Source organism: Brevibacterium sp. UCMA 11754, from assembly GCF_021532275.1.
Classification (GTDB): Bacteria; Actinomycetota; Actinomycetes; order Actinomycetales; family Brevibacteriaceae; genus Brevibacterium.
In genome coordinates, this window is the sequence record NZ_JACBOT010000029.1 from 268,504 (window position 1) to 287,168 (window position 18,665).

At 61.1% G+C, this 18,665-nt stretch carries 20 protein-coding genes; 11 read left to right on the forward strand and 9 right to left on the reverse strand.

Annotation, left to right across the window (positions count from 1 at the left end):
* The first annotated feature begins 22 nt into the window (after positions 1 to 22).
* The 4 genes from HX613_RS16885 to HX613_RS16900 all read left to right on the forward strand — a co-directional run bounded on the left by HX613_RS16885 (position 23) and on the right by HX613_RS16900 (position 2,262).
* Positions 23 to 913 carry an NAD(P)-dependent oxidoreductase gene (locus HX613_RS16885; protein WP_235346386.1) on the forward strand — a complete coding sequence of 297 codons (891 nt, stop codon included), beginning with the start codon at positions 23 to 25 and terminating at the stop codon, positions 911 to 913.
* 66 nt (positions 914 to 979) lie between these two features.
* Positions 980 to 1,429, forward strand: coding sequence for a hypothetical protein (locus HX613_RS16890; RefSeq protein ID WP_143924077.1), 450 nt, complete (start codon positions 980 to 982; stop codon positions 1,427 to 1,429).
* 268 nt (positions 1,430 to 1,697) lie between these two features.
* Entirely contained in the window at positions 1,698 to 2,018 is a 321-nt protein-coding gene (locus HX613_RS16895; RefSeq protein ID WP_235346387.1) for a hypothetical protein, read from the forward strand.
* Positions 2,019 to 2,049: 31 nt separating this feature from the next.
* Positions 2,050 to 2,262 carry a hypothetical protein gene (locus HX613_RS16900; protein WP_198397235.1) on the forward strand — a complete coding sequence of 71 codons (213 nt, stop codon included), beginning with the start codon at positions 2,050 to 2,052 and terminating at the stop codon, positions 2,260 to 2,262.
* Between the two features lie 1,209 nt (positions 2,263 to 3,471).
* On the opposite strand, the gene HX613_RS16905 is transcribed toward HX613_RS16900, so the two are convergent.
* Complete coding sequence (locus HX613_RS16905) at positions 3,472 to 4,266, reverse strand: enoyl-CoA hydratase/isomerase family protein (RefSeq protein ID WP_235346388.1); 795 nt, start codon at positions 4,264 to 4,266, stop codon at positions 3,472 to 3,474.
* A 25-nt stretch (positions 4,267 to 4,291) separates the two neighbouring features.
* A complete protein-coding gene (locus tag HX613_RS16910) occupies positions 4,292 to 5,497 on the reverse strand; it encodes a CaiB/BaiF CoA transferase family protein (RefSeq protein WP_235346389.1) in 1,206 nt (401 codons plus the stop codon).
* A gap of 130 nt (positions 5,498 to 5,627) precedes the next feature.
* Here HX613_RS16910 and HX613_RS22315 point away from each other — a divergent pair, with 130 nt between their 5' ends.
* The 6 genes from HX613_RS22315 (at position 5,628) to HX613_RS16945 (ending at position 11,544) form a co-directional block, all read left to right on the forward strand.
* Complete coding sequence (locus tag HX613_RS22315) at positions 5,628 to 6,356, forward strand: GntR family transcriptional regulator (RefSeq protein ID WP_328284977.1); 729 nt, start codon at positions 5,628 to 5,630, stop codon at positions 6,354 to 6,356.
* 82 nt (positions 6,357 to 6,438) lie between these two features.
* Complete coding sequence (locus tag HX613_RS16925; RefSeq protein WP_235346390.1) at positions 6,439 to 7,410, forward strand: tripartite tricarboxylate transporter substrate binding protein; 972 nt, start codon at positions 6,439 to 6,441, stop codon at positions 7,408 to 7,410.
* A gap of 2 nt (positions 7,411 to 7,412) precedes the next feature.
* Entirely contained in the window at positions 7,413 to 8,441 is a 1,029-nt protein-coding gene (locus HX613_RS16930) for a 4-hydroxythreonine-4-phosphate dehydrogenase PdxA (protein ID WP_235346391.1), read from the forward strand.
* Positions 8,438 to 9,052, forward strand: a complete 615-nt coding sequence (locus HX613_RS16935) for a tripartite tricarboxylate transporter TctB family protein (protein WP_235346392.1) — start codon at positions 8,438 to 8,440, stop codon at positions 9,050 to 9,052. The genes HX613_RS16930 and HX613_RS16935 overlap by 4 nt, the downstream gene beginning before the upstream one ends.
* A gap of 9 nt (positions 9,053 to 9,061) precedes the next feature.
* Positions 9,062 to 10,579 (forward strand): tripartite tricarboxylate transporter permease, encoded by a 1,518-nt coding sequence (locus tag HX613_RS16940; protein ID WP_235346393.1) that lies wholly within the window; start codon positions 9,062 to 9,064, stop codon positions 10,577 to 10,579.
* A gap of 272 nt (positions 10,580 to 10,851) precedes the next feature.
* Positions 10,852 to 11,544 (forward strand): GntR family transcriptional regulator, encoded by a 693-nt coding sequence (locus HX613_RS16945; RefSeq protein ID WP_235346409.1) that lies wholly within the window; start codon positions 10,852 to 10,854, stop codon positions 11,542 to 11,544.
* 121 nt (positions 11,545 to 11,665) lie between these two features.
* Here the strand turns inward: HX613_RS16945 and HX613_RS16950 are convergent, their stop codons facing one another.
* From HX613_RS16950 to HX613_RS16960, 3 genes are read right to left on the reverse strand one after another with little or no spacing between them, the layout of a single operon-like run.
* Entirely contained in the window at positions 11,666 to 12,244 is a 579-nt protein-coding gene (locus HX613_RS16950; RefSeq protein ID WP_235346394.1) for a thiamine pyrophosphate-dependent enzyme, read from the reverse strand.
* Positions 12,241 to 12,789, reverse strand: a complete 549-nt coding sequence (locus HX613_RS16955) for a thiamine pyrophosphate-binding protein (protein ID WP_235346395.1) — start codon at positions 12,787 to 12,789, stop codon at positions 12,241 to 12,243. The genes HX613_RS16950 and HX613_RS16955 overlap by 4 nt, the downstream gene beginning before the upstream one ends.
* Entirely contained in the window at positions 12,786 to 14,006 is a 1,221-nt protein-coding gene (locus HX613_RS16960) for a pyridoxal phosphate-dependent aminotransferase (RefSeq protein ID WP_268826976.1), read from the reverse strand. Before HX613_RS16960 ends, HX613_RS16955 begins: the two co-directional genes overlap by 4 nt.
* 216 nt (positions 14,007 to 14,222) lie before the next feature.
* Here HX613_RS16960 and HX613_RS16965 point away from each other — a divergent pair, with 216 nt between their 5' ends.
* The gene (locus tag HX613_RS16965) at positions 14,223 to 15,008 is read left to right on the forward strand and encodes an SDR family oxidoreductase (protein ID WP_235345554.1); all 786 of its coding nucleotides are present in this window, start codon (positions 14,223 to 14,225) and stop codon (positions 15,006 to 15,008) included.
* Positions 15,009 to 15,120: 112 nt separating this feature from the next.
* Here the strand turns inward: HX613_RS16965 and HX613_RS16970 are convergent, their stop codons facing one another.
* From HX613_RS16970 to HX613_RS16980, 4 genes are all read right to left on the reverse strand, one after another.
* Entirely contained in the window at positions 15,121 to 17,700 is a 2,580-nt protein-coding gene (locus HX613_RS16970; RefSeq protein WP_328284981.1) for an FAD-binding and (Fe-S)-binding domain-containing protein, read from the reverse strand.
* A complete protein-coding gene (locus tag HX613_RS22770) occupies positions 17,594 to 18,064 on the reverse strand; it encodes an FAD-binding oxidoreductase (RefSeq protein WP_328284978.1) in 471 nt (156 codons plus the stop codon). The genes HX613_RS16970 and HX613_RS22770 overlap by 107 nt, the downstream gene beginning before the upstream one ends.
* A 73-nt stretch (positions 18,065 to 18,137) precedes the next feature.
* Positions 18,138 to 18,431, reverse strand: a complete 294-nt coding sequence (locus HX613_RS16975; RefSeq protein WP_235346397.1) for a hypothetical protein — start codon at positions 18,429 to 18,431, stop codon at positions 18,138 to 18,140.
* A 17-nt stretch (positions 18,432 to 18,448) separates the two neighbouring features.
* Positions 18,449 to 18,665 (reverse strand): hypothetical protein (locus HX613_RS16980; RefSeq protein ID WP_235346398.1); only part of this gene is annotated, 217 nt, incomplete at its 5' end.

The window sequence follows — 18,665 nt, forward strand, 5'->3', positions numbered from 1 at the left end:
ACACCGATCCAATGGAGGATCCATGACCGTCAGCACAGATCACATCACGTTCGTCGGCATCGGGGCCATCGGCCTGCCCATGGCCCTGCGACTGCAGCAGGCAGGATTCCATGTCACGGGCGTCGACCCGTTCCCGGGGCCCCGGAAACGTGCCGCTGCGGAGGGACTGCCGACCGAGGAGCGACCGCTGTCTGCAGACTCAGCAGGCACGGTCATCGTCATGGTGGCTGACGGCAATCAGCTCAAGCAGGCACTCGATGGGGACGAGCAGACCGGGTCTCCCGGATTGCTCTCACTCATGTCGCCGGAAGCGGTGCTCATCATCATGAGCACCGTGGGCCCCGACGCGGTGCGAGCTGCAGCAGAACGCGCCGAAGAGCGTGGCATCGGCGTCCTCGACGTTCCCGTCACCGGGGGCATTGCCGGTGTTCTGGCGGGGACCCTGCGGATGCTCACCTCCGGCCCACACGAGGTGCTCGAGTCGCGACGGACAGTCCTCGAATCCCTCGGAACGATCATCGACTGCGGCGAGAGAATCGGAGACGGGCAGTCGTTCAAAACGGTGAATCAGCTGCTGTGCTCAGTCCACGTCGTGGCCGCCGCCGAGGCACTGTCACTGGCCGAACGGCTGGGACTTGACCAGGCAAAGGTCCTCGAGGCCATGACTGCCGGTGCCGCAAACTCGTGGATGCTCGGTGATCGCGGCCCCCGGATGCTCGAAAGTATTGATGTCGAGGTGGCCAGCGCCGTCGGCATCCTCGTCAAGGACACTGCCATCGTCGCCGAAGTGGCCGAAGACCTCGACATCGATCTCGCACTGCTTCCTGTGGCAGCCCGGAAATTCGGCGAGGCGGCAGAACTGGGCCACCTCCGCCGCGACGACTCGCAGGTGATGCGGACCTACGAGGTGTGAGGGGCGCCCACAGCCGCAGCAGTGCGCCCACACGGTCGCTCGGGCCTTCCCTGCTGACGTCTCGACATGCGTTCAGACGGGCACGACTACCGCCGCCGTCTTGCCGGTGTCATCGGCCTCAACGCCGGCGGGAAGACACTGACGACGAGCACACTCACATGGGCCATGATTTCGAAGCGCAAAGGCATGTCTCGCGCGACAGTCGGCTTCCACGAGGCCGGCTTGATCGGCCGAGTCACCGCCAAACGCAGCGCTTCAGCCAAGCTGGTCGCAGGATGGAAAGGCGACGACGCCTTCCTCAACGACGTCTCAGGCTACGCACTCACGCAACCAGTTGACGAACTCGTTGTGGATGTAAGTGGCACCCCTCACACCGTAAATGGCTATAAGGAATTCCCTGCACGCGCCCACGAGACAGGAACTCCACCAGGACCCGCTACGCGGCCCTCACCCACCAAGGCGGCCGATGGCCGCCCGAACACTATCCCAGCACATGCGGAACTCGCCATTCTCTGACCTATTCTTCCGTTCGCCCACAATCTCATCTGTTCGTGTGATGTGCTCGACTGATTCAAGCCATAGTCTCGTTGCACCCACTGCAATCTTCGGAAAGAACCAAATGAAAAAGTTGACCATTGGCCTAGGCCTAGTGACCCCTACGACTTCGCGAAACCGCGCATACAGATTCATAGCAATGCTGGCAGCTTGCGCCATCCTCTTCACCGGTGTCGGGCTATCGGCCGACATTTAGCCTGTCGAGGCTAAACCTAAGTCATCCACTGTTATGTGGACGGCCAAAATAAAGGGGAAAACGGCAATTCTTCGTTACGGAACGAAGAACTGGGGCTACACGCATATCAAGCGAGGTGGCACACACGGCCGCAAATTCAACCATGAGCTGACCAGAGCTGCTCAGAAGCAGTGGAAGCGCGCTCTGAACGGCCCCAAGTACACTAAGGGAACCAAGAGGATCTACCGCTCGCACTACGCTGTCGGTAAGAAGAAGGAAAAGCGCACCATGTGCGTCATTTACTCCACCAACAAAAAGATTGGCATGATTACTGCCTACTGGGGAAGGGGACATATCAGTGCCAGCAAATGCTGAACCTCTAGACAGGCCAGGCGAAGGCGACATAGTGGCAGCAGTAGCCAACGGCGTCAGCGCCAAAATGAAGGCACGTGTTCTTAAAAAAGGGTTGGTGATTGGCGTCCTGTCGATGTATGACAGCCAGGGGCAAGCTCACATCGATGATGCGAACGGCAGCCCCTATGTAGTCGATGCAAGAACCGTCCGTGTAGCCACTGACCTGGAGCGTCTGAACGCCGGATTCGACGAACCAGACTTCTAGAGACTAGAGACAATCCACGCATAAGCGGTCAACATGGTGACCGCTTATGCGTGGGCTTTGACCCGACCGTCTGGGTAGTTTATGAACCGGGCGGCTGTCGCAGCGTTCCCACCGGCGTCCGCCGGTACGGGAAGACAGCCCACAAGAATGTTGCTGCGGTTCCTACAGTAGCGATCCAGTCGGATACTGCCCCCCAAGTAGTTTCCATGACGGCACTCTACCCACTTCCTCAATGATGTCGGCCGGCGAGACCTTCCATTCTCGGCTGAGCCATATTCGGGAGCATGAACCGCAAAAACCGAGCCCACCCGCTCCTACGCCTGACATCGGCGCGTTCAAGCTCGCCGGTGTCGAGCCCTGCCCGACGCAGGTACTCAAAACACGAGTCATGAGCGAGGCGGCCAGGCACGTCCGGTGACGGACAGAACGCCCAAAGCTGAACGGCCCGCGGCCTAGTCTCGCTCAGTCGCCTGACGCCCTAAGGTGTGACTGTCTATTGGGTATACCCGTCTGGCACCCGAACCCGACTACGAAGAAGTGCTGTTAAGCGGGTTGCAGTTTCGATAATTGGACACATGTGCTTTCCAGTCCGAGAACCAAGCTGACACGTTATTCGGACAGTAGATTTGCTACGCACAAGTGACCGCAACTGATCAGAAACGCGGCCGGCAGTGTGAGATACTCGGCGCCGGGATAAGTATCTCCCGGATAAGCTCAGAGGAGAATTTCGTGCAACAGCTCCAGTCAGCAAAGTGCACGTAGAGGCATGCCAAGCAATGGTTGATATGGGAATTTCCGAACCTAAGTCGGCCGGGCGTTATGACGGCCCCGGCAAACACTTTGTAGTGCGTCGAGATCGTGGGGTTTAGTCCCGTACAGGTTTGCTCCGTCGCGTCCCACCACAAGCCGGTGCCCCACAGGGACGAAGAAGGCTTCTTCTCAAACGAGAAGAAGCCTTCGTTGCGACCGTTGCAGTCGCAGGGATCCGTGATCGGATCAGGCGAGGCCGAGTGCCCCGAGGATGGCGTTAAGGATATCTGGGAGATTGAGGTTGATCATGATTTTCCTTTCGTCAAGACGCTTCACTTTTGTGAAGGCACCTTGATTTAATCAGTGATGTTTCCCCAGGTCAAAAGTCATGCGCCTCCAATCGGCTACCTACCGGATAGTAGTGTTTCCGATGCGGTCTCGGACCTGCCCGGAATCGACTCATCGCCCGCGCCATTCATAGGGAGTCTTATCGATGAACGCGTGCACGGCACTGTGGAAGTCCTGCGAACCATAGATACGCTCGACGATGTCCTCATCGTCGACGGAACCGCCAGCATCCGAGAGCCTGCGCACGACTTCCTTGACCGACCACATCGTCAGCGGTGCGTGCCCTTTGAGCGTATTCGCCCACTCTGCGGTCGCCTCGGCGATGTCCTCGGTCACGAGTCCGACGAAGCCTGCGGTCAGGGCCTCATCGGATTCGATGAACCGGGCACGCAGCAGCATGTCGACCACACGGGCACGGCCGAGCAGCTCGATGAGCAAGCTCAGGGTGTCCCCGGACAGACAGTTGCCGAGGGTCCGCGCGATCGGCACCCCGAAGCGTGCCCGCGGTGAGGCGATGCGCACGTCGGCACAGGCGGCGATGCCGAGCCCTCCGCCGACACAGTAGCCGTCGATCGCCGCGATGACCGGGACGTTCACGGCTCGCAGTCGAGCGAGCACCTCGGAGATGCGCTTTTCGTATGCGACACCTGCGGGGCCGTCAAACTCGGCGAACTGAGCGATGTCCGTTCCGGCGACGAAGGCCTTCCCGCCCGCTCCGCGCAGGACCATGACGCGGATGGAGTCATCTCCATCGGCCGTTTCACACGCCTCGGCGAGACCCATGTACATGCCCCAGGTCATCGCGTTGCGCGCCTCGGGCCGGTTGAAGGTGACGGTGAGGACGCCGTCCTCGCGCTCGACGATCAGGTTGTCTGTCTTCGCCTCTGCGTCTGCTGCTTCGGTCATTGTCGCGCCTTTCCCTGTTCGCATCTCATTGTGACTTCAGTTCCACCAGCTCGGCTTCTGAGAACCCGAGCTCATCGAGAATCGAGTTGTCGGCACCGAGAGAGGGGCCGGCAGGTCCTCGCCTGGCCGGCGTTCGCGACAATCGCATCGGAGAGCCGATCTGCCGAACGGTGCCGGCCACCGGATGCTCAGAGTCCCAGAAGAAATCGCGGCTGGCCAGGTGCTCATCCGTGAACACCTGCGAATAGTCGCTGATCGGTGCGCAGGGCACCCCCGCCTCATTGAGGACTTCGACGACCTCGTCGGTCGTCATCGTCCTCGTCTTCTCTTCGATGAGATCGATGAGCGCGCCTCTGTGAGTGAGCCTGTCATAGGACTCTTGGAAGCGTTCGTCGTCGAGCAGTTCCGCCAGGCCGAGGCCCTGACAGAACCTCACCCAGTTGCGAGGAGTGTTCGCACCGATGGTCACGTACCCATCGGCTGAGTGGACCGCCTGATAGGGGGCTTGGTTCTGGTGTGCGGAACCGTTCGGTCGGCCCACCTTTCCATCGACGAAGTATCCCGCCGCCTCCCACACGGCGTAGGAGACTCCGCTTTCGAAGAGCGAGACGTCGATGTACTGACCCTCCCCTGATCGGTTCCGTTCATAGAGCGCCGAGGTGAGAGCAAGCGCCACATACATCGCCGAGGTGAGATCGCAGATAGGCACTCCCACCTTGGCCGGTGGCGAATCGGGCTGGCCGGTGATGCTCATCAGCCCGCTGCGGGCCTGGGCCATGATGTCGAGCCCGGCCAGTTTCGCCAGCGGACCGTCCTGGCCCCACCCCGATGCCGAGGCGTAGATGATCCCGGGGTTGCGCTCGCGGACGTTCTCGTAGGCGACACCGAGGCGCTGCATGACTCCGGGCCGCATGTTCTCCACCACGACGTCGGCCGTCTCCGCCAGTCGCATGAAGGCCTCCTGCCCGACCTCGCTCTTGAGATCGAGGGTGATGGATTCCTTGTTCCGGTTGATGAGCATGTACGGGGCGCTCTCTCCGTTGATGAAGGGCCCCGTGCTCCGAGTCTGATCACCGCCGGTCGGGTTTTCGATCTTGATCACCCGTGCACCGAGGTCGGCCAACTGCATCGTGGCGAACGGTCCGGCCATGAAGACTCCGAGTTCAAGAACGGTCACCCCGGAGAGGGGCCCTTTGCCACCGCCAGTCGAGCCGGATTCGGTTTCATCCATGAGATCCTCCTCTGTAATTCATCGATCCTGTAGGAATCACGTGCCCAACCTTGGACAAACCATTGATTTGCTGGTGTGATCCGCGTTACAGTCTTCACACTACTGTATACAAAAGAGGATCTATCCGGAAGTGGTAACTCTCATCGCATCTCAGCCCAGTTTGGCGACATTGGCCAGGCAAGCACTCGAAGGGACGATCCTGGCAGGAAACTACATGCCCGGAGAACGACTCGTGGAGGAGCGCCTGTGTGAAGAACTGGGCATCTCACGCCCTCCGCTGCGTGAAGCACTCAAAGAACTCGCTCACACCGGTCTCGTCGAGCATGTGCCGCGCAAGGGCGTGAGGATCATGTCGATCTCCCAACACGATGTCTTCGAGATCGCCACCCTGCGCCGCGAACTCGAACGAATGGCCATGAACCTGACGCTGCCCGAGCTCGCTCCGGACAGGGTCGAACGTTGCCGCGAGACGCTGCGCACGATGGAAGTGATCGCAGAATCCGGCACCGAAGGCGACATGGTCACTGCCGGGTTCGAATTCCACTATGCGGTCGTCGGCCTGGCCGGCCACGCGAGGATCGAATCGACGTACCGGGCGATGGCGATGCAGCTGCAGATGTGCATGGCCCTGAACAACCAGGCCAGGCGGGAGATCGAGGATCTCGACGGCAACGTCGCCAGGCATGCGCGCATGCTCGACGTCATCCTCCGTCGCGACCCTGAAGAGATCGAACGCGAATTCGACGACCACGGAAACCTGTCGTTCCTCGTCGACACCGTCGACCAGCTCGATGGAGCCACCCCGGAATCCGATCGTTGGCTCGAGGAGGTACGCGCTTCGCTGTCTGCGACCAATTGAGTTGTCGACTCTGACACCAGCCGACTGCACATCAGCAACGCACTATCTGGCACCACAGAAAATTCTGTCAAGGGAGATGGAAATGCATTCGAAGAAACTGCTCACCACCGCGGCCGTGACCGGCACTCTCGCATTGGGTCTCAGCGCCTGCGGCCAAGCCTCGGGAGATACCGCCGGCGGAGAATTCGAGCCGAAGGGCAATGTCACGATGATCGTACCCTTCGCCGCTGGCGGCGGAAGCGATATCGCCGGCCGTGCCACCGCCTCGGGGCTGGAGGAGGCCACCGACAAGACCATCACGGTTCAGAACATCGATGGCGGCTCGGGAGCCGTCGGCTATTCGGAGTTCCTCGGGCGCAGCGGCGATCCGAACTACCTCCTCGCCACGGAGACGGCGATGCTCGCTCTGCCGGCAACCCAGGATGTGGAGTTCACCCACGAGAGCTTCACTCCGATCATGAAGCTCGGAGATGACTACACTCTCGTCGTCACCAAGGCGGACTCTCCTCTGAAGACCTGTTCCGATCTCACGGATAAGGCTAAGAAGGAGCGTACTGTCGTCGCCATCTCCGGGGCCACTGGTCTCGATAACATCACGTTCACCTTGATGGAGAAGGCCACCAAGGCGAAATTCGATCGAGTGCCCTTCGAGTCCGGAGCCGAGGCCATCACCGCGGCTCTCGGCGGCCAGGTCGAAGCGATCTCAGTCAATCCAGGCGAGGTCTCCGGCCAGTTGGAATCGGGGGACCTCAAACCTCTGTGCGCCGCGGCCGATATGCGCTACGAATATCCGGAGCTCAAGGATATTCCGACGGCAAAGGAACAGGGCATCGACGTCGCCTTCGCCCAGTTCCGTGGTGTCATCGCTCCCGGAGACATTCCCGAGGAGGCAAAGGAGTACTGGATCAAGAAGGCGAAGGAGTTTGAGAAGTCGGACGCATATACGACCTACATCGAAGACAACATGATGCAGCCCAACGCGGCCTACGGCGATGACTTCGCCACATACCTCTCGGACAACGACAAAGAGCTTCGGGAAGCGATCGGGAAATGATCATGACGTCAGACATCCCCCGAATCGTTCTCGTTCCCGGAGATCTCTCCGGAGTCGGCCCCGAGCTCATGGCTCGGCTCCTCGCCGATCCCGCCAATCGCGCTCGGGCGCGATTGCTCGTCACAGCGACGGCGGAGGAACTGGACTCCTTCGCCACAAGGGCGGCGGTGACGATTGCCGATCGCGATGACATCGAGTATCTCGGCACCGACTACCGCGGGCCTGCCATTCCCGTCGGTGAAGTCAGCATCGCCGCAGGCGAGCGCGCTCTGGCCGATCTGGCCACAGCGCTCGACCTGTGCGCCGGCGGTGAAGCAGACGGTGTGATGTTCCTGCCTCTGAACAAAGGTGCCATGGGGCAGGCAGGCATGACCGAGGAAGACGAGCTGCGCTGGTTCGCAAAGCGGCTCGACTTCGACGGCTTCACCTCGGAGCTGAACTTCATCGAGGCGCTCGTCACAGCACGTGTCACTTCGCATGTTCCGGTCTCGGAGATCGCCGACGGCATCAGAGCCGGCAAGGTTCTCGAGACCATCGAGCTGCTCAATCGTGTTGTGGCGCAGACGCGTACCTCGACGCCGCGCCTGGCTGTCTGTGCGCTCAACCCCCATGCAGGTGAGGGCGGGAAATTCGGCAGAGAGGAGATCGACGACATCGCCCCGGCCATCGAGTTGGCCCGCTCGCGTGGAATCGATGTCGAGGGGCCGTTCCCCTGCGATACTCTCTTCGCCCGCGCGGTCGGTGGGGACTACGACGGGGTGGTGACGATGTATCACGATCAGGGCCAGATCGCGATGAAGCTGCTCGGGTTCGATCAGGGAGTCACTGTCCACGGTGGAATCCCGATTCCTATCGCTACCCCTGCACACGGCACCGCTCACAACATCGTCGGCACAGGCAAGGCCGACCTCGGGCCGAGCACCCATGCCTTCGACCTGGCGGTGCGAATGGCTGAAAGCCGTCGAGACACGGCAGATACCGACACTGCAGTCGCGGGAGCGGCGGCGGGAATGCAGGTGAGTCCACGATGAGCACGACAATCGAAACGGAGAAGCTTCCGCCTCGGAACAAGCCGGACCTCGCCGATGTCGTCGGGACTTCGATTCTCGGAGTCATCGGAGGAACGGCCGCCATCATGGGATTCGGCTACGGTCTCACCGTGGAGGGCGGACAGGTCGGACCGGGAATGCTTCCCTTCCTCACCGGCGCATTCATCTTCCTCGCCTCAGCGGCTGAGATCTTCCGGCTCTTCTTCGCCCGTGTGGGCACCTCCGGAGGTCGCATCATGTCTGCGGTCGAGGACATCGAGGCAACGGCCGCAGAGTCGATCGACGCCGTCGCAGAATCTCGTCCCGATGACGATTCGAGCGGTGACCTCGACACCTTCGGTCGTACTGAGAAGCAGCGTAACCGCGCCCCCTTCTACATATTCCTCACCTTCGGAGTCGCCCTCGCGCTCATACCCGTCATCGGCCTCATCATCTCTTTGGCCGCCGCAATCCTGTTCCTGCTCCTCGTCGTTGAGAAGCAGAAATGGTGGACTTCCGCTGCCACAACCATCGGCGCAGCCATCTTCGTCTACATCGTCTTCGGGCTCGTCTTGTCGGTTCCCATGCCGGCCGGACTGCTCGGACTGATCTGAGGAACTTCCATGATCGACAATCTCATGCTCGGGCTGGAAACCGCAGTCAGCCCTGAAAATCTCCTGTGGTGCTTCGTCGGCGTTCTCCTCGGAACGGTCATCGGGCTGCTGCCGGGCCTCGGTTCGACCACGGGTGTGGCCATTCTCCTGCCGGTGACGCTGGCATTCGAGCCGGTCACAGCTCTCATCATGCTGGCTGGAATCTACTACGGATCCCAGTACGGGTCCTCGATCAGCTCGATCCTCATCTCCACCCCCGGAGACGCATCGAGCGTCGTGCTCACCCTCGACGGCTATCAGATGGCACGCAAAGGTCGAGCGGGAGCAGCCTTGGCGATCTCCGCCCTGGCGTCCTTCTTCGCTGCGATCATCTCGCTCATCGGCCTCATGGCCTTGGCCCAACCGATCGCACATTTCGCGCTCAACTTCGGACCTGCGGAGAATCTCGCGATCATATTGTTGGGTATGGCCACGATCGTGTCCTTTGCCGGCGAGAACATTCTGCGCGGCATCACAATGGCCGCAGCAGGACTCCTCGTGTCGATGGTCGGTGTGGCATCCGGGTTCTCCACAGCACGGTTCACCTTCGGCAGCGTGAACCTGCTCTCCGGGCTCGATTTCGTTGCCGTGATGATCGGAATCTTCGCCGTCGGTGAGGTTCTCCACCAGATCCGCCGAGGCGGTGAGAAACCCATCCGTGCACGTTTCAAGGATCTGCTGGTGACGAAGGAGGAGCTGACCCGCTCCGCCCCTGCGGCCACGCGCGGCACCGTCTTGGGCTTTGCCGTCGGTGTCCTTCCCGGCGCCGGAGCCACTCTGGCCACATTCCTCGCCTACGGCGTGGAGAAGCAGGTGAGCAAGTTCAAGCATCTCATCGGGAAGGGTGCCCCGGAGGCTGTGGCGTCCCCGGAGGCTGCGAACAACGCTGCCGCCAATGCGAGCTTCATCCCCACTCTCGCACTCGGCATTCCCGGCAGCGGAACGACTGCGGTGCTGCTGGGTGCCTTCGTCATCTTCGGACTCCAGCCCGGTCCTCTGCTCTTTCAACAGGAACCTGACCTGGTGTGGGGTCTGCTGGTGAGCTTCTTCTTCGGCAACCTCATCCTGCTGGTGCTCAACCTGCCGCTGGCTCCGGTCTTCGCTCAGATTCTCAGGATTCCGTACGTCTTCCTCTACCCCATCGTGCTCATGATGAGCTTCGTCGGTGCCTTCGCTCTGGGAAACAACACATTCACACTGTGGATCGTGTTCTTTGCCGGGCTGCTCGGTTACTTCATGAAGCGTTTCGACTTCCCGGCGGCGCCATTCGTGCTCGGCCTGGTGCTGGGCCCACTGTTGGAGAAGTACCTGGTCCAAACCTCAGCGATGGGCGATGGGAACCTCTTCATCATGTTCCAGCGTCCGTTTTCGCTCATTCTCACGGTCGCGGCCCTCATCGCCCTCGCCTACCCATTGGTGACCGCGGTGATCCGTAACCTCAGAACACGGAAGGCTGGCGCGAAGGCGAAGGAGAATGTCGCTTCGTAGCCATCATCCAGTTCAAAATCAACCGGTGGATTCGTCAGCTCAGATGACGAATCCACTGCGTATGCCACAATTTTGCAGCTCCAGACTTCCTGATCGGACACCGGCTGAATATTTTGGACCCACGACTCAGCGAGGCCAATAGAGGACACAACATTCGGCGCAGTGTACGGACTGTCCTAGTGTGTCGTAATGTTAACTTCATACCCGAACACACATTCAGCCGTTGTGACAACGAGGAAAGTCTCATGCAGAAACCTCTCAAGCGACGCGGCATGTCCGATGACGTCGCTGACCGAATACGCGAATCGATTCTTGACGGCAGTCTCTCCCCAGGCGAACGCATCAACGAAGTCGAGTTGGCAAAGGTTCTGTCTGTGAGCCGTGGGCCGGTAAGGGACGCCATCACGATCTTGCGGCAGGAGGGGCTGTTGCAGGGTGAGTGGCATCGTGGTTCCTTCGTCACCGAGTTCGAAGAGCACGATCTCGAGGAAATCTACTCCGTCCGCTTTGCCATCGAGCTTGTCGCCATTCGCGCGCTCATCGCCAATCGAACTGATGACGATCTCTTACTCATCGAGTCACATGCAAAAGCTGTTGACGACGCTGTTCGACGAGGCAACCAGCGTGAGATGCTGAGTGCAGACATTGCGTTCCATGATGCAATCTATGAACGTTCAGGCAACCGTCGGCTCGAATTGGTATGGCTGAGTCTGCGGTCCCAGATTGCACTGCTCCTAGGGACAAGACAACGCAATCATGACGACTATCGCACTCGAATCAGCTCGGAGCACTGGGAACTGTTTACGGCAATCCGGGACCGCAATGGAGAGGCTGCTGAAGGCCTTGTGCGCGATCACATCAGAACCGCGTTCGAGCGCCTCCGAACCGATCTCGGCGCCGATGAGGAGCCGGCTTCACTCGTCGAAATCCATTTCGACTCGCCATCGACGGCACCCTTCTTGTGATGCATCGACGCTGGTTTCCGGTGCACGGCGACATGCCCACAGGTAGTCGTGTAGTGCAACTGGGCGGCGAGCCGCAAGATCGATTCTCACCTGTGGGACTCATAGATTGTTGGCACATGTTTCAGGATGCCGTTCTGCAGAGCAGCCACGATTGAAACCGCTGGCCGAGGATGACGGGATCCATGAGCAGAAGCGGAGTCGAGGCAGCATTGCCAGGTTCGATTCGGGCATGAAGGAACCACGGGCCCGCCTCATTTCTCGATGCGGTCAGGGCTGCCGCAAGTTCGGCCTCGCCCTCGGGCCGAAGCACCCTGAGCCCCGCGGCTTCAGCGATCGCGCCAAGGTCGAGGTCGCGTGCCTGAGTTGGGATTCCTGCGGTTGAGGCGTAGACGCCATTGTCGAGAACAATGATTACCAGGTTCTCCTGTCGGAGATAGCCCGCGGTCAGTGCAGCTCCAGGATTCATCAGCATCGAGCCGTCTCCTTCAATGACAAAGCATCGCGCTTCCGAGTTGGCTTGGATGCACTGTGCTATCCCGTTCCCCACTGAAATCGCGAGGCCCATGGCGTCGAGAAGATAGAGATGGTTGTCGCGGTCATCAATTGAGGCCAGTTCTCTGCTTGTCGCCGCACAGGTGGCAACAACGGGTTCATTGGCTGTGGATTCGATGATGGTGCGGAGTGCATCGATGCGTTTCATGCTTTGGCCTTTTCATCGGTGTGGTCGAAGAATTCCATGAGGACGACGACGGGGCGATACGTCATCTGAGAATGCTTGCCGGCTTCCACGATCGTCGCTGCCCAATCGTCTGCAGAGTTGCGGCGGTCCAGTGAGAAGACAGGGATGTTCGTCGAGCGGAGCAGTTCCGGCACCGGTGCTGAAATATTGTGGATCATCGAGTTGTACTCGCCCAGGCCGCCACGGGTATTGGCGATGATCAGGAGAGGAAGATGGTACGAGACCGCGAAAGTCGTCAGGGCCGTGAGCGCGTTGCCGAAGCCATTGTCTTGCATGACGATTACCCCGAATTTTCCGGCAAGGGGATAGGCACCGACAATGCCGATGGCTTCCTCTTCACGAGAGACGGGGAAGATGAGAGGCAAGGTACCCTCCTCTTCGGCTGAGAGCAGCCCATTGATGATCGGCGCTATGCTGGCGCTTGGTACGTATGCGACACCGTCGGGCTCCAGCCGGGTGATGGCATCGATTACCGAGCGGTGCCGCTCGTGGGTGATGGTTGTCATCGGTTTGTCTCTCCTTGTTTCGTTGTCAATGCGTGCGTGATTCTGGTGAGGCCTTCGCGTAGGTCGTCGACGTGACAGGCGTAGGAGATTCTCAGGGCATACGTGCCGCCTTCGGGGTCGAACGCCGTGCCAGGGATAACCGCAACGTTGTCCTCGCTCAACAGGCGCAGCGCAAGTTCGTCAGCAGGTTCGGCAATAGCCGGGTCATAGGTGAGGTAGAGGTAGAAGGCACCATCAGGGCGAGTGACATGGACGCCAGGTATGCCGGTCAACAGTTCCAGTCCGACGTTCCTGCGACGTTCGAATTCAGCCCGCATGCCCTCGGCCTCCTCTCGGGCACTGCGAAGAGCCGTCGCAGCCGCTGGCTGCAGGAACGCTGGAGGGCAGACAGTGGTGAATTGGCGGACGCGGAGCGCGGGAGTGATGAGTTCGCGCGGTCCGGCCAGCCATCCCAGTCGCCATCCGTCCATGGCGAATGCTTTGGCGAAGCCGCCGATGCTCAGCGTTCGGTCGCGTAGGTCCGGAAGGGCGGCTGGTGAATGGTGGACAGCATCGCCGTATATGAGGTCAGCATAGATTTCGTCTGAGAGAAGCAGCGCGTCGGTTCCTTTGAGTACGTCATTGAGCATATTGAGTTCGTCCTCGCCGACCACGGTTCCGCTTGGATTGTTCGGAGTGCAAATGACAACCATTCGCGTCGCTGACGTCACGTGCGCAGCGATGGCCTCGACATCGAGGTTGTAGTTGTCTTCGGCATCGAGTTCAACAGGTATCGGTGTCGCTCCTGCAAGGCGCACGCATTCTCGATAATGGGCCCAGGCCGGTACTGGAATGATCACTTCGTCACCAGGGTCGCAGAAGGCCATGATGGCAAGAAAGACGGCTTCATTCGCCCCGATTGTGACGAGGACTTCTCCGTCGGCTTCGTAGTGCAAAAGGCGACGCTGGGCAAGGTCGTCAGCAATAGCTGAGCGCAGATCAAGAGTCCCAGCATTCGGCCCATAGTGGACATCGCCTCGATTGAGCGCGGTTATCGCGCTCTCCTTCACCGTCGCCGGAGTATCGAAGTCTGGTCTCCCGATTTCGAAGTGGTAGACCTTTTCACCGTCAGCCTCTAACTCAGCCGCCTTGTCAAAGATGGCTCTGATTGGTGAGGGACGTATCTCACTTAGTCGCGAGGCGGGTCGAAACCCTCTCTCGCTCGTGGAAGTAGCCATTGACGACCTCTTTCTTGACTCTTGTGGACTTGAGGATGGAGCAATTCGGTCCCTGTGCCCAGACCCCGATGTCTCATCGATGTATGAATGTTAACATTCATACAGATCGCAGATTCGCCTGTAAACTGATCGCCCCGGTTGAGCGAACGAGAAGCGCATAGACCTCCTCGCCAACTTCGCCGACACCAGTACCGTCACACTGAGAAGGAGTACACATTGAATATCTCGTCTGTTCTGATCATCGGAGCGACCGGCAGCATGGGCCGCCTGGTTGCTGCCGAAGCTCTCCGGCAGGGCTATCGCACACTGGCACTTGTTCGTACCCCGTCTCGAGCTTCTGTACTGCCGGAGGGGGTAGAGCCTGTTCGGGGTGATCTCACCGATCGCGAGAGTATGCGTGCGGCTCTCGAGGGCGCGGACGCGGTGATTTTCGCGCATGGCGCTGAGGGGAGCGAGGAGACGATCCGGCAAGTCGAATACAACGGTGTTCGCAACGTGCTGGACCTGATCGCTCATAGTGAGGTGCGGATCGTGCTGACGACCGGAGTCGGTGTCACTGCACGAACCAGTTGGTACAACACCTCACACATAGCCGATTGGAAACGACGTGCTGAGCGCTTGGTCCGCTCCAGCGGCCAGCCATACACCATCGTGCGACCCGGCTGGTTCGATGAGAACGGCCCGGACGAGCAGCAGCTCGTCCTCCGCCAGGATGACCGCCAGTATGCAGGTGGCCCTTCTGATGGAACAGTCTCCCGCGAACAGCTCGCCCAGGTGCTCGTCTCGGCTGTGACGGCACCGGAAGCAGCAGGCAAGACCTTCGAACTCGTTGCGGAGCACGGTCCTGCGACGATCGATCTCAATGCGCTCTTCGATGGCGCACTTGCGGATACCCCGCACGGCCTCGACAGCGTCGGCGACAGAGCCGATATGCCTCTCGAGGACGAGCCCGCAGATGTCGTCGAGGACCTCCGCCGCCTCAGCGACACGACACAGGAATGAAAAAGAATGTTTGAAGGGTGGGATGTTCTGGTGTGATGTCGAGCTACCTGGTTCAGCGCTGCACGAAACCAGGAGCTCCACGCTCATGTTGCTCTAAGTACACGCGCACTTCTCACATGGCGCGCCCGATCATCGATGCAGGCGCGCCCGCCTCTGTCCTCGCGACCGGCAATCGCTTCGCTCGAGCGGAATATTCGACGCTGGCCGCCCCACCTGTCAGCAGTTGGGACAGGGTCATGCCCTGCACCTCGGCCAGATCATTCGCCTGGGTTCTGCACGAGTAGCCATCGGCCAGGAAGATCGAGTTCTCCGGTGCGTCACGCAGTCCCGGCAGCAGCGCGTTCTCGGCCACAGCGACGGAGACTTCGTAGTGACCGGCCTCCATTCCGAAGTTGCCTGCCAGCCCGCAGCACCCTGCCAGTTCGCGAATGGTGGCCCCGGTGCGTTCGAGGATCTTTCGATCCGCGGCGAAGCCCATGACCGAATGCTGATGGCAGTGCGGCTGGACGACGATGGTCCGGCCGGACAGATCGGGCACGTCGATGTCCGACTCCACCAGCACCTCGGCGATGGTGGAGGTGCGCGCCGCGATCAGGCTGGCCCGTGTGTCATCGGGGAACAGATCCTTCAGGTCGCTACGCAGTACGGCTGTGCAGCTCGGCTCGATGCCGACGATGGGGACCCCCTTCTGCGCATACGGGACCAGCACCTCCATGGTGTGGGTCAGCCGGGCCCGTGCCGCATCAAGCTGACCGGTGGAGATCAGAGTCAGGCCGCAGCATGCCTGTGACTCCGGCAGCAGGACCTCGAATCCGGCGGCCTCCAGCACTGCGACGGTCGCTCGGGCCCCGGCATCCGAGAGGTACTCAGAGAATGAGTCCGCCCAGAGCAGGACCTGCGGCCGGTGTCCGCGTTGCACCGTTGAGCTGCGCACATAGTGTTCTCCCACCAGTTCGTCGCGGGCCTGGGCCTCCGTGACGTTCTTCTTCGCCCAGCGGGAGAAGCGCTGAGTGTTGAAGCTGACCATGCCGCGCCGGGTGTCCATCCCGCCACCTGCCAGCACGAGTTTGGCCAACGGCCTCAGCGACAGTGCCGCGTTCGCGATTGCACTGACGCCCGGAACCGCGGTCAGGGCCTTGCCCCAGATGGGCAGCCAACCCAGCGAGTAATGCGAGAGCGGTCGGACCTTTCCCTTGTACGTGCGGTGGAGGACTTCCGACTTGTATTGGGCCATGTCGACACCGGCAGGGCAGTCGCTGCCACACGCCTTGCAGCTCAGGCACAGGTCCAGCGATTCGTGCACGGCTGCGGAGTTCCAGTCGTTGATGAGGCCGCCGTTGGTGACCTCCTGAAGCACGCGGGCGCGTCCCCGAGTGCTGTCCTTCTCATCGCGCGTGGCCAGATAGGACGGGCACATGAAACCACCGGAACCAGTGGTATCCGCACGGCACTTGCCGACCCCCACACAGCGGTGCACCGCATCGGTGAAGCTTCCCTTGTCATGGGAGAAGGAGAACCCGCCTGCCGCCTGGATCGAGATCGCCTGCGGCCGGCGCAGATCCTGGTCGAGTGGCAGCGGATCGACGATGACGCCGGGGTTGAGCAGCGCCTCCGGGTCGAAAAGGCGCTTGACCTGTTCCAATGCGGTGACGGCTTCGGTGGAGTGCTGCAGAGCCAGCAGTTCGGAGCGGGCGCGACCGTCACCGTGTTCACCGGAGGCAGATCCTCCGAACTTGGTGACCAGGCGACCGGCGTCCATGAGGAAGCTGCGGAAGATCTCGGTGCCCTCCGGCTGGTCGAAGGGGAAGTTCGTGCGCATGTGCACGCACCCGTCGCCGAAATGGCCATAGGGCAGTCCGACGACCCCGTAGCTGTTCATCAGCTCGTCCTGCTCACGCAGGTAGTCGCCGAGGACGTCCGGGGGAACCGCGGCATCTTCCCATCCTGTCCAGGCCGGGTCGCCCTTCTCGGTGCGGCCGGCCAGTCCCCCGGCGTCGGCCCGGATGCCCCACAGAGTCGAGGCCTCTGGGCCGGCGGGAATGATCCGGTAGGAATCTGTGCCCGAATCGTCGGCGATGACCTGGGCGTTCGCAACAGCCTCGGCGGCGGTGGCTCCGGCGACCTCGATGAGCAGCCACCCGGAACCAGCGGGCAGTTCCGGTACCGCGTCCTTGCCCTTGTGGGCGCGGACCATGTCCATGAGGCGGGAGTCGATGCCTTCGACGGCAAGTGGTCCGTGGGGCAGGACTCGTGGGACCGCGTCGGCGGCGACGAACATGTCCGGGTAGCCCAGGGCCAGGACGGTCGGTGAGTTCGGCACGTCCCCGAGGGACACCACGGCTTCCATCGTCGTCGTCAGAGTGCCCTCGCTGCCGACGAGGAACCGCGCGAGATTGGGCCCGTTCTCCGGCAGCAGGTGTTCCAGCGCATAGGCCGAGGCCTGTCGGCTGAAGCGGCCGAATTCGGTGCGGATGACGCCGAGGTGGCTCGACGCAAGATCGGACAGCCCGGGTACTGGGTCGAGTCCTTCTCCAGCGGTGAAGCGTCGTCCCAGCCCATCGATGACGTCGAGTTCGACGACGTTGTCAACGGTGCGTCCCGCGGAGATCGCGTGTGGTCCGCAGGAGTTGTTGCCGATCATGCCCGCGATCGTGGCCCGGTTCTTCGTCGACGGATCGGGTCCGAAGCGCAGACCGTGCGGGGCACCGGCCTTCTGCAGATCGCTCATGAGAAACACCGGGCTCAACACGTGCGGTCTTGGCGACGGGGTCGATGTCGAGGACCCGATTGAGGTGCCGGGAGAAGTCGATGACGACTCCGGTTCCGATGGCATTGCCTGCCTGAGACGTGCCTCCACCGCGGGAGGTGATCGGCACGCTATGGGACCGTGCCACGTCGAGGATGGCAGCGACATCGGCCGTCGTCGTCGGGAAGACGACGGCCCGCGGCGGCACGCGGTAGTTCGAGGCGTCGACCGCGTATTCGGCTCGCCTGCGCGCCGAGGTGTCGACCGTGCCTGCAATGCTGTGGGTCAGGTCTGCGATGAAGTCGCCCATTGTCTTCTCACCAATCGATCGTGCGGAGGCTGACTCATTGAGTGAAGCGTTGCTGTGCAGGTGGGGCCGCCCCTCACGTGTCCCGGAGGATGTCGAGCACGGCCTCCACGCCCGAAGGATCGACCTTGATGCCTGCCAGCTGCAGGCCCATCTGCACGCCGGAGAGGGTTCCGGCCAGAGTCAGATCGCTGAGATCGCCGAGGTGGCCGATCCGGAAGATCTTTCCCTTGAGTTTCGACAGTCCCGCACCCAGAGACATGTTGAACCTCTCAAGGATGATTCCCCTCAGTTCGTCGGCGTCGAAGCCCTCGGGCATGAGCACGGCGGTGAGGACCGGTGAGTGTTCGTTCTCGTTCGTGCACAGCACCTCGAGCCCCCACGCTTCTACCGCTGCTCCGGGTTGCCTCGCCGAAGCGGATATGCGGGGCGAAGACGTTTGTCCATTCCCTCCTCGTTGAGAATGCGCAGAGCTTCCTTGAGTCCGTAGAGGAGGTTCGTGTTCGGGGTGTAGGGGGTCTGTCCGTTCTTCCGGATGCAAAGCATCTCGGTCCAGTTCCAGAAGGACTTGGGCAAGAGTTTTGAGCGTTCGTGAGCTTCGAGA

Excerpts from the sequence above, each read along its gene's own strand:
- HX613_RS16885 (WP_235346386.1), top strand. The coding sequence starts at position 23 with ATGACCGTCAGCACAGATCACATCACGTTCGTCGGCATCGGGGCCATC.
- HX613_RS16890 (WP_143924077.1), top strand. The coding sequence starts at position 980 with ATGCGTTCAGACGGGCACGACTACCGCCGCCGTCTTGCCGGTGTCATC.
- HX613_RS16895 (WP_235346387.1), top strand. The coding sequence starts at position 1,698 with ATGTGGACGGCCAAAATAAAGGGGAAAACGGCAATTCTTCGTTACGGA.
- HX613_RS16905 (WP_235346388.1), bottom strand. The coding sequence starts at position 4,266 with ATGACCGAAGCAGCAGACGCAGAGGCGAAGACAGACAACCTGATCGTC.
- HX613_RS16910 (WP_235346389.1), bottom strand. The coding sequence starts at position 5,497 with ATGGATGAAACCGAATCCGGCTCGACTGGCGGTGGCAAAGGGCCCCTC.
- HX613_RS16925 (WP_235346390.1), top strand. The coding sequence starts at position 6,439 with ATGCATTCGAAGAAACTGCTCACCACCGCGGCCGTGACCGGCACTCTC.
- HX613_RS16930 (WP_235346391.1), top strand. The coding sequence starts at position 7,413 with ATGACGTCAGACATCCCCCGAATCGTTCTCGTTCCCGGAGATCTCTCC.
- HX613_RS16935 (WP_235346392.1), top strand. The coding sequence starts at position 8,438 with ATGAGCACGACAATCGAAACGGAGAAGCTTCCGCCTCGGAACAAGCCG.
- HX613_RS16940 (WP_235346393.1), top strand. The coding sequence starts at position 9,062 with ATGATCGACAATCTCATGCTCGGGCTGGAAACCGCAGTCAGCCCTGAA.
- HX613_RS16945 (WP_235346409.1), top strand. The coding sequence starts at position 10,852 with ATGTCCGATGACGTCGCTGACCGAATACGCGAATCGATTCTTGACGGC.
- HX613_RS16950 (WP_235346394.1), bottom strand. The coding sequence starts at position 12,244 with ATGAAACGCATCGATGCACTCCGCACCATCATCGAATCCACAGCCAAT.
- HX613_RS16955 (WP_235346395.1), bottom strand. The coding sequence starts at position 12,789 with ATGACAACCATCACCCACGAGCGGCACCGCTCGGTAATCGATGCCATC.
- HX613_RS16960 (WP_268826976.1), bottom strand. The coding sequence starts at position 14,006 with ATGGCTACTTCCACGAGCGAGAGAGGGTTTCGACCCGCCTCGCGACTA.
- HX613_RS22770 (WP_328284978.1), bottom strand. The coding sequence starts at position 18,064 with ATGGGCGACTTCATCGCAGACCTGACCCACAGCATTGCAGGCACGGTC.